The 9356-nt window shown below is 46.0% G+C and carries 10 protein-coding genes; 2 read left to right on the top strand and 8 right to left on the bottom strand.

Annotated elements, in window-relative coordinates; translation table 11 throughout:
* From QXV08_RS01300 to QXV08_RS01270, 7 genes are all read right to left on the bottom strand, one after another.
* Positions 1–616 (bottom strand): glycosyltransferase (locus QXV08_RS01300; RefSeq protein WP_342821373.1); only part of this gene is annotated, 616 nt, incomplete at its 3' end.
* Positions 613–1497 (bottom strand): glycosyltransferase, encoded by an 885-nt coding sequence (locus QXV08_RS01295; RefSeq protein WP_342784128.1) that lies wholly within the window; start codon positions 1495–1497, stop codon positions 613–615. The genes QXV08_RS01300 and QXV08_RS01295, both read right to left, overlap by 4 nt.
* 825 nt (positions 1498–2322) lie before the next feature.
* Entirely contained in the window at positions 2323–2769 is a 447-nt protein-coding gene (locus QXV08_RS01290; protein WP_342784127.1) for a hypothetical protein, read from the bottom strand.
* Positions 2766–3641 (bottom strand): ParA family protein, encoded by an 876-nt coding sequence (locus QXV08_RS01285; RefSeq protein WP_342784126.1) that lies wholly within the window; start codon positions 3639–3641, stop codon positions 2766–2768. Before QXV08_RS01285 ends, QXV08_RS01290 begins: the two co-directional genes overlap by 4 nt.
* Before the next feature lie 186 nt (positions 3642–3827).
* The gene (locus QXV08_RS01280) at positions 3828–4952 is read right to left on the bottom strand and encodes a glycosyltransferase family 2 protein (RefSeq protein ID WP_342785136.1); all 1125 of its coding nucleotides are present in this window, start codon (positions 4950–4952) and stop codon (positions 3828–3830) included.
* Positions 4953–5059: 107 nt separating this feature from the next.
* Positions 5060–6025 carry a glycosyltransferase family 2 protein gene (locus tag QXV08_RS01275; RefSeq protein WP_342784125.1) on the bottom strand — a complete coding sequence of 322 codons (966 nt, stop codon included), beginning with the start codon at positions 6023–6025 and terminating at the stop codon, positions 5060–5062.
* Positions 6026–6141: 116 nt separating this feature from the next.
* On the bottom strand, positions 6142–6591 hold the full coding sequence (locus tag QXV08_RS01270) for a hypothetical protein (protein ID WP_342785138.1): 450 nt from the start codon (positions 6589–6591) through the stop codon (positions 6142–6144).
* Positions 6592–6976: 385 nt separating this feature from the next.
* Between QXV08_RS01270 and QXV08_RS01265 the strand changes: the two genes are divergently transcribed.
* Together QXV08_RS01265 and QXV08_RS01260 are read left to right on the top strand one after the other, a co-directional pair.
* Positions 6977–7603 (top strand): class II aldolase/adducin family protein, encoded by a 627-nt coding sequence (locus QXV08_RS01265; RefSeq protein ID WP_342784123.1) that lies wholly within the window; start codon positions 6977–6979, stop codon positions 7601–7603.
* Positions 7604–7620: 17 nt separating this feature from the next.
* Positions 7621–7884 carry a hypothetical protein gene (locus tag QXV08_RS01260; RefSeq protein ID WP_342784122.1) on the top strand — a complete coding sequence of 88 codons (264 nt, stop codon included), beginning with the start codon at positions 7621–7623 and terminating at the stop codon, positions 7882–7884.
* Between the two features lie 263 nt (positions 7885–8147).
* On the opposite strand, the gene QXV08_RS01255 is transcribed toward QXV08_RS01260, so the two are convergent.
* Positions 8148–9026, bottom strand: a complete 879-nt coding sequence (locus QXV08_RS01255; RefSeq protein WP_342784121.1) for an EVE domain-containing protein — start codon at positions 9024–9026, stop codon at positions 8148–8150.
* Between the last annotated feature and the right edge of the window lie 330 nt (positions 9027–9356).

The following is a 9356-nucleotide window of genomic DNA, read 5'->3' as shown; positions in this document are numbered from 1 at the left end:
ATACTACGAAGGGGTCATACACGTGGTACTTATCTCTAAAGATTTGTGACATGTCAGGAGATCTCAGAAGAGATTCCTTAACGCCGTCGGGGACGTAATGAAGATCGCTGACACTATACCTACTCCTCAAGATCTCAGCATCTCTCAAACTTCTTACCAGCTTTATATCCGCGGTTTCAATAGCCTTCACTGTATTCCTCTTTGCATATACAGAGCCGCCAACCCTGACTAGGGGGTTTGGATGGTCATGCAAAGCGTCTACAGCCATAAAGTATATGGCGGTTTTGACGCCCAGCCTCTTAGCATGCCCTAGCATCTTCATTGTGAACAAGCTATTTTGGCTATGCCCGTGAACGATATCCGCATTTTCAAGGATGCTTGGATAATCCAGAGGATAAGTCAAGTCTGGGTAGCCAAGTAGCCTAAACGATTTAACTCTATGTATGTAAACGCCGTTGATGTACTCTTCTCTAGGTCTATCCCCAGCACCATAGCTACTAGTGACCACGTGAACCTCGTGCCCAAGTCTTGCTTGTTCCTCTGCTAGCGCTTTTACTGCGTTCTCTAGTCCGCCTATTACAGGCCAGTAATGATGAAATACATGTACTATCCTCATGCCCTTAGCCCATCACTAATCCCTTTAACTATTTCACGTAGATACCAAGGCCTATAGAGTATTAGTAGCATTGCTGACATGAATAAGTACCATGTTTTCAGTGGTTGCCCATGGTGTTTAGAAATGAATTTCGCATGGTTCCTAGCTTTCCAATACATTCTCCTACCCATAGACATTTCTACTCTATCCCCACCATACTCAATACCTATGTGATATACATAGACCCTTGGATCCAGTAAAAGTTTATGCCCCAATCTCTTTATTTGCTCATGTAAATCGCTCTCCTCTCTAAACCCTGTTCCTCCATATACCTCGTCATATTTTACCACGTTTGCTAACCCCCCTCTAATCATGAAGAAGTGAGTTAGGTACTCAGCATATCTCGGCCCATTCCTCACATCCAAAAATATGTAGCCCAGGGCTTTCGTTAACGGATCTGCTATCGGTATTGGGGTGTTTAAGAAGAAGTCTGGGTCTACTCTACGCCTATTCAACATGATAACTCTGCCTCCGACAGCCCCGACCTCTCTATTTGCATGAAACCATAGAGCCATTCTCAGCGGGAACTCGGGATTAGGGAGTATGTAATCATCGTCAGCCATTATAACATAGCCGCACTTCTCCTCGCTCGCAAGCTTCAGCAATTTATTCCTCGCATTTACCGAACCCGATCTACCAATATTCAGTATATAAACCAACCTACCACCATAGACTCTATTTAGTTCTTTCAACACTTCCTCATATTCACCTAAATACGTCTCATTACTTGCGTCAGCAACAATTACTGCTTTAGAGATCCACTTAGACCTCAGCCAAGTAGGTAAAGTCGCTCTAATCACACGAGGTCTATTATAGGTTGGAATCGCAACACAGATACTCATAAAACAGATCGTTTTGTGCCTGTTTTAAGGCATGACAATATACATGTCTCCTAGTTTTTGTGATATGTAATACCCCATTATTCCCAGGATTCTAACGATCTCTTCTCTTCCGTATTGCGAACCTCACAGAGTATCATTTTACATGGTTATTACGTGGACCTCGTACTCTTTGGTCGCCATGTACTCAGCTAAGCGTTTTAACAACATACTCCGCTCCGCCTACGTGGGGTGGTAGCTCGGGGATACGAAGAGTAGTCTCATTGCATGGAGACCCAGGTTATCGTGTGTGGTTGTAGTCTAGGGTTTTTCTGCGGTAGTCTTGTGGCATTCTCTCAAAGTCTTAGTCGCAATTGACTATACCGTAGACTTATGTTATCTCTTCTCTGGCTCATTAGAATTCTTGGCATCATTGCATCGACTCTGCCTCGTTTGTGTATTACCGCTATGATTTTTTGCGTTGTGCATTGTCACGGCAGATGCTCTTTCGATGCTCTGTGGAGAAACTCGTTGACTGTACTATTCAGCTTATCCGCATCATCTACCTTAAGCTTGCCCGTCACCTTCGGCCCGAGCTCCTCTGTCAGCCTCAGCTGTATGACAGTTAGCGTAGTCCCGTGTCAACCAAGGCATCAACCTCTACAATCCTTCTCCTCTCTGGGTCACCGATTCTGACCTTAACCCAGACGTGACTCATTGGTACACCCTGTTATGTAATCATGTGTAGCGTGGTGAAAAACGCATCAAAACTCTCCCGCACGTATTCTATTCACTAGAGATGTTACCTTAGTATTCTATTAAATATTCTCAACACCTTGTTGTAGATCTTCAAGTTTTGATGTGTTTGCTTCGAACATATTCGACGAATCTTTTAACAACGCCTTTATAAAGATATATAGTGCTTGTTTTTAGCTTTCTTTCAGAGCTATATTCTTTTAAGAATTCGTTGATATGGTCATCGCTAATATTTTCTATTCTATACCCTTTACTCTCTATCCAATGCATGAATTTTTTCAGCACATGTTTATTTTTTCTAAGCCTTTTAGTGGTTGTATATTCCTCTAGCAGAGCCTCGATCTTCTCTTGCTTAGCATATTCAGGGCTTTCAAGCCCCAGCTCTACCCTTCCCTCTGCTCCGATCCTCCATGCTTCGTAGTAATAATTGAGTATGTTAGCTAGAAGCTGATCCGGCGTCATAGCAATGGCTTTCGAGAATTCCTGAAGCCAAATAGCTAGGTGTTTCGGCAGTTTTACTCTGATCTCTTCTTGGCTCATTGACTTATACCCTCGAAGTTATTAATCCTCTCAAGGACTTCATCGCTAAAAGCAGTTATTTCACTTTTAAGTTCCGGGTTTCTATCTATTACTCTGTGAAGCGGAAGCTCCCATCTTTTGGGTCTATAGATGAGATCTTTAAGATCATCGTACCTATGTATTACATTGGAAAATAGAGGTTTCTTATATATGTAGCTACGATTCAGTGATGGCAAAGTCTTCTTTATGAAATTGTATAGGGCTGTGTTAAGCTCGTCGAGAGATTTCTGAGAGATCTTCTTAACAGCGTTTATTAACGCTACTCCAAGAACCTTAGGTTCTTTCTTACTTCTATTCATAACTTCCGGGATTATCTCGCGTAAGAGAAGCTTCACACCGCTGAGAGATAGCTCTTCATAGTTTGAGGGGATTAGTATGTAGTCAGCAGCGTAAAGGCCCCATATGGTGGGTGGGAAGAGTTCTGGTGGAGTATCACATATTACGTAGTCGTATTTTCTAGTTATTGCAGGCTCCCTCATTAGACGCAAGTATATAGCGTAGGGATCCCATGAGGGTATTTGACCTCGAAAGACAGTAATAATGTAGTTGAGGCCTGAGGGTATTAACCCTATCTCCCCTTTCGTTCCCAGGTCAATTTTCCTTATGTTAAACTTTTCTCCCTGAGCCATCTGTATGATCCCGTCTTTAACCTCCTCGATCTCGGTAATCTTAAGGAGGAGTGAAGACAGGTGGGATTGCGGGTCTAGATCCAGCATTAAAACGTTGTACCCCCTTGAAGCAAGTCCGTATGTTAAAAGTGCTGAGAGTGTTGTTTTACCGGTGCCTCCCTTTTGATTCGTAATAGTTATAACCTTTAATTGCCTCGATGACATATTAGATCTCCCAATTAACTTTTGATAAATTTTGTATTATATATTGTTTTATTTTAGTGTACTTTACGGAGACATCTTTATTGGTTCTAATTACTAATCCTACCGGCTCCTAAACCAATTCGCCCACGAATTCTATACACAGCTTGAAGCATATTATGAGCGCTCCTGTGAGATCACAGAGCGATATCAATGTTGGTTTTTCATCTGCTTCTCCCATACTATCTCTTTCGTCCAGAGGTTTCTTAATGCTGCGATTATGAGGTATAGCTGAAGTGTTATCCAAGCTCTGTATGGTTTATAGGCTAATAAGAATAGGCCTGTTATCAATAGTAACAATGCTAGAAGACCCCTAGCGATCGTGGATGCTAGTAATAATATTGATGCCACTACGAGTATCCACGGGTTTATTAAGTGCAGATAGGCTTCGGTGTAGAGCGTTAGCTTAAATTGCTTGGGCGTTCTAAGCCCTTGCTTTAAGATTTTCCAGAAGTGCTGTATCAAGTGTTGTGCTCTCCTCACTCTCCACATGCTGTACCCTCTCTCGGGTACAGCTTCAATGCACACTATGTCTCTAGGCATGATTGCTCTGTATCCCTTCAACGCTATCAGTGTTGCCGTGTGGCTGTCGTCTGCGCCGATATCCGTTGGGAATCCTCCGACCTCCTCCAGAACTCTTCTTTTGAATGCTGCTAGCTCTCCGTGGAACACGGGTGTTGAGTGGAGGTTGCTCTCGGCAACCCTCAGGACGTTGTAGAAGTCCCTGTATGATTCCTCCACGCCCCCGGGCCCGCTGGCCTCGGGTATCTTGACGCAGGATACGGCCCCTATATCGGGGCTTCCGAGGTACACTGCCACTTTCTTCAATGTGTCTCCGCGGAGCCATTTCGAGTCAGCGTCCGTGATGACTACTATTTCCCCAGACGCTTGTTTAAGGGCCTCGTTGAGCGCGAATGCTTTGCCCCTTCTGACGGGCTCTCTGATAAGCCTCAGAGTGATGTCCGGGTGGCTCCTGCCCCACTCCGAGACTCTCTCGGGGGTCCCGTCCGTGGACCCGGAGTCCACGATAATTATCTCGATCCTGTCCCTCGGGTATTCCTGTTGGTAAATGTTCTCCAGCTTCTCCACGATGAACCTGGCCTCGTTATACGTGGGCACTACGACGCTAATCAAGGGCGCGTAATTCGGGTTATCAGTGTTCTCAACGCGAGGATCCCTACTGTAGAACCTCCTAATGTAAGCATAGTAAGCCAAGGGGATGCTGAAATGCGTGGCGGCCAGCGCTAAACCCGTGGCTGTGAGTAAATCCAGCAAGGTGCTAGACTACGACACAGATCTTCGTTCCTGGTTGTCGAAATCTAAGCCACTGGTGTTGGAGGCGTAGATTTGCCGGAGGCATCCCGTAGTGTGGAGAGTTTTCTCTAGGCGCACTGCTTGGTGGCGCGCTTGATTAATTCGTCAATGTATTGTCTGTATCTTTTCTCGGCTCTTTTGAGGTATAGTGCTAGTATTGCTGCGATTAGTGATTGGAAGCCGGCTAGTGTGAGCATTATTGCTACTAGGCCTTTTACGTAGTAGTTGATTCCTGTGAAGAAGTAGTGGTATGATACGTATGCTCCTAGTGCTAGGCCCGGTATTAGTAGCAACGCGCCGAGTGTGAATATGAAGAAGGTGGGGCTGTATCTCCAGGTGAGCCTCACGATGTCTACTGCTATCTTGAAGCCGTGTGGTACCCTGAGCTTCTTGCTCTTCGGGTCTAGCCTGGGCCTGTACTCTATGAGCTCCTCGCAGACTCTGCCCGTGGAGGCGAAGTGGGCCACTATCTCTGACTCGACGCTGAACCCTTCCATCTCGTATTCTACGCGCCTCAGCTCGCCTGCCTCTGCCGCGTACATCCCGCTCAAGACGTCTCTGAGATCCGTGTCGAAGAGCAAGTTGAAGGCGAAGGTGATCGCCTTGTTCCCGAGCCTGAAGAGCAGCTTCTGCACCTCCCTCCCCTGGAGCCTCGCGCCGATCACGAGGTCGCACTCCCCGCTCCTAAGCCTAGACACGAGCACCGGGATATACCTGGCCGGGTAAGTGTAGTCCCCGTCCATCACCACCACGAACCTTGTCTCAACGTATTTGAGCCCAGTCTTAATGGCCATAGCCTTCCCGGAGCCCTCTTGGAAAACAACCCTAACCCCCCTCCCCCTAGCGATATCCACCGTGCCATCCCTCGAGCCACCGTCCACGATGAGAATGTTTCCCGCTGGGACCCCGACAGCCAGTACCTCATCTATAACCCGGCCAATCGCAGCAGCCTCATCGAGAGTCGGTATCAACACTGTTACATCGGAGAAGTCAGCGCTACCCGGGCCAGCACCCTCCCCAGGCACTCCCCTCATGCTCCGTGCACGTGTTCAACTAGCAGGGTGATGGCTGTGATAATAGCGATCACTAAGCCCCTCAGGGAGATAAGCAGGCCCACAGCGTAGTGGGTTAGCATGACTGGCAGGGTGTTTTATCCAAACACCCTGTATAGCAGGGGCTGGTGCAGGTACTGTATCCCCAGGGTGAGCAACCTCCTCACGTTACCCAAGATATCCCCCAGCAGCTCCCGGGCCCTCGCCATCGCCACGATAACCCCGTACAATAGGGCGCGGCCCCTGAAGCTGTAAACCTCTATCTCCGTGAATACCTCGATCAATATCTCCCTGAGAATCCTTGACTTCACAACACCACCCCACTTGGAGAGAGCTAGGAGCAGGGCGCGGGAGTACCGGGGTAGGAGCCTCCAAGAGTTATTCCGGAGAGACTTACGGAGATAATAGGAGACCACGCCACCTGTTATCAACCCTAAGCCTGCATCAATTACTCTGGAAACAACCCTCTTAGCTTCAACCAAGACCTCTTCACCAGCACCCTTACAGGACAACTCAGCTAGCTGGAAAACAGGCGGCGTGGGATACATGGATCAACAACCATGAATCAACCGCGTTATTACTACAATCATGGCTTGAGTTTAAAAATCTTGATTTGATCACTCTTCCCCCGAAACAATCTCGCCCAGGCCCTCCTATACCCGTTAATTCAGCTAATGCCAGCATTCTCCGCCCTGAAGGGCTGGGGTTCCCTTCTGAGTGGTTCACTGGTTCCATTTGTCCCTACCGCTTCATATTGTTTAATACTATAGCTTTCTGTATCTGCGGTGGGGACAAACGGTTAGATCTGCGAATCCACAATGTATTTTAGCTGAGTTTTAAATAAGCAAGACTGAGCTGGATCACGTTGGCCCTGTTGGAAGTGGAAGCCTTGCTCTTCAATGCGGGGTGGAGGCTGGAGGGGGTGGGAACTATATGTATAGTGATCTCAAGGCGAGGATAGTTGAAGTAGCGAGGTTCCTGGAGGAGAGGGGGTTGAATCATGGGAGATCGGGTAATATAAGTGTGAGGATACCCGGGGTTAACCATGTACTTATAACGCCCAGTGGCCTAGTTAAATCCAGGCTGAATACAGAGGATATCGTTGTAGTGGATCAAAACGGTGTGGTCGTTGAGGGACGTAACAAGCCCTCATCCGAGATCAACCTTCACCTAGCCATATATAGGGCCCGCATGGATGTGAACGCTGTAATCCACGCGCACACGATTTACGCCACGGCACTGGCTGTGGCACGTAGACCGCTTCCAGTCATAATCGAGGAGGCGGTACTAATACTCGGAGGCGATATCAGGGTAGCCGAGTTCGCTCCATACGGTACAACACAGCTAGCTGAGAACGCTGTAAGAGCCCTTGAAGGACGTAAATCAGCACTACTAGCAAACCACGGCGTAGTAAGCATTGGGGAGAGCCTTGAGGACGCGGTTGAAGCACTCGTCTTAACCGAGAGACTCTCCCAGATATACGTGTTATCAGAGCTCTTAACAAACGGGAAAACCCCACTAGTACCGGAACACGCGGTAGCCAGGCTCTTAAGAAAATAATCCTCAGGAGGTTTGCTTTGAAGTGGAGAACACACAAGCTTATAGCTAGAGAGATATGCAAGGATTTATCCCTAGATAAGGATTCATGCTCCATTTTAGAAGAAGCATCCGTGATACCCGATAAATGGAGGAACTACCCGCATCACAGTGGTAAGGAAGCGGAGATCTCATCAAGGATCATCCGGGCTAGAAGAAACTGGCTTATTAAGAGAACTGATAGAGCTCTAGATAAGTTTAAGCTATACCTCCCTATACAAGCTAGCGAAAACTCTATACTGTGATCAATTGTATTATGGCATTGTATAGTATTTTGTCTCTGGACTCTCCAGCAAAGTCTCAGTGGCCTCTCACAATGTTCACCACTAGAAAACTTAATATATACTTACTGCTGAATGCGCATCTCTAAACCCCCTTATCCCCACAGTCTAGGCATTGTGATCTAAACCTCGTTCCTAAGTTCATCTACAACTATACGGATAGCTAGAACGTGCCAGTTTCATAATAGATTGTAACCGGATCCCTGGGCCCGTGAGTTATTTTATCTCTATATTTTAGTAGTTAATTCCTTTATGAGTCTTCTTGTGTTTTCTTTTCTTAGCGCTTCATGTATCTCTTCAAGTTCCTGGGTTCTCAGTATGATTATTTTATCTTTGATTTCATGAAATGCGCCCTCTATGGCTTCATTCACAAGGCTAACTACTTTATCCTCGTCCCTTGCGATTACATATATGAGTTTTGAGCCGAACTTATCGTAAGCATGTTTCAACGAGGACAGATCCTTGAACACGTCACCGCCAACATGAACTTCGACAACCGCGAGTGGACCAGTCCTAGGCTTTCTAAAGAATGCTACATCTACCTTAAAGTTATCGATTTTGTAATTGAGCTTAACATCGAAGTTAAGCCATTCCCCTATATCCTTAACCATATTGACAAGATCGTTGTGGCTATACTTGGCTCGCTCACTAACCTCCATAGCTCTAAGCGTGCTCCTCAACCTTCCCTCGACGAACTCGCCGAAGTCACTTGGTAGTTCCCTCAACATATATACCCTCAACTCGCTCGGATTTTCAAGTGTTTTGCCGAGGATCCTCGAGATCTCGCTTTTAATATTGTCGAACTCGATCCTGCCTTTAGCAACAGCACTGACATTGACTATCCATGGGTATAATATCCTTCCCTCCCTAACTTCATCAGGCCAATTAGGCATATTCGACTTTCTCCATCCATTAACAATCTCTAGCACTGCTACAAAAGACCTGCAGAGCTCTTTACAGTTTTTCTTCACAATATAGATCACGAGCTTATCGCCGGGCCTAATGCGATCCCTCAGCCGGCTCAAGCCCTCAGGCAAACCATATACGCCGTTCTCAACAGTGTATCGATAATTCTCCTCACTCATCATGACAAGCCAATAACCCATCATTCACACCAATAGAGTTTTTTCTCTTTTCAATTAATTATTTTTATTTTATTTTTATTAAAGATAATACTGTAGCACTACTGGACTAAGAACCTCCCTAGGGATTTCGGTTAGCTCTTTTACGAAAGGCTCTCAATGACCTATAAACCAAGAAGAGCGTGAACAGTAAAAACTTAATATAGATATAAGACAAAAGAGAAAATGTTAATAGGTGTTTGTATTGAATAATGGAGAGCATGTTTTTCATAGGTCAACTATCATCTTATTAAATATATTAGTCATTGCAGGGCTGTTTTGTTTTTCTTTAATGTTCCCCAGGCTATAATAATA

Source organism: Desulfurococcus sp. (assembly GCF_038881575.1).
In the GTDB taxonomy this organism is placed as follows: domain Archaea; phylum Thermoproteota; class Thermoprotei_A; order Sulfolobales; family Desulfurococcaceae; genus Desulfurococcus.
The sequence above is the reverse complement of the archived record's forward strand: the minus strand, read 5'-3'. Positions and strand labels throughout refer to the sequence as shown.

Bases quoted from the DNA above. Each gene is read 5' to 3' on its own strand.
- QXV08_RS01295 (WP_342784128.1), bottom strand. From the start codon at position 1,497: ATGAGTATCTGTGTTGCGATTCCAACCTATAATAGACCTCGTGTGATT.
- QXV08_RS01290 (WP_342784127.1), bottom strand. From the start codon at position 2,769: ATGAGCCAAGAAGAGATCAGAGTAAAACTGCCGAAACACCTAGCTATT.
- QXV08_RS01285 (WP_342784126.1), bottom strand. From the start codon at position 3,641: ATGTCATCGAGGCAATTAAAGGTTATAACTATTACGAATCAAAAGGGA.
- QXV08_RS01275 (WP_342784125.1), bottom strand. From the start codon at position 6,025: ATGAGGGGAGTGCCTGGGGAGGGTGCTGGCCCGGGTAGCGCTGACTTC.
- QXV08_RS01270 (WP_342785138.1), bottom strand. From the start codon at position 6,591: ATGTATCCCACGCCGCCTGTTTTCCAGCTAGCTGAGTTGTCCTGTAAG.
- QXV08_RS01265 (WP_342784123.1), top strand. From the start codon at position 6,977: ATGTATAGTGATCTCAAGGCGAGGATAGTTGAAGTAGCGAGGTTCCTG.
- QXV08_RS01255 (WP_342784121.1), bottom strand. From the start codon at position 9,026: ATGGGTTATTGGCTTGTCATGATGAGTGAGGAGAATTATCGATACACT.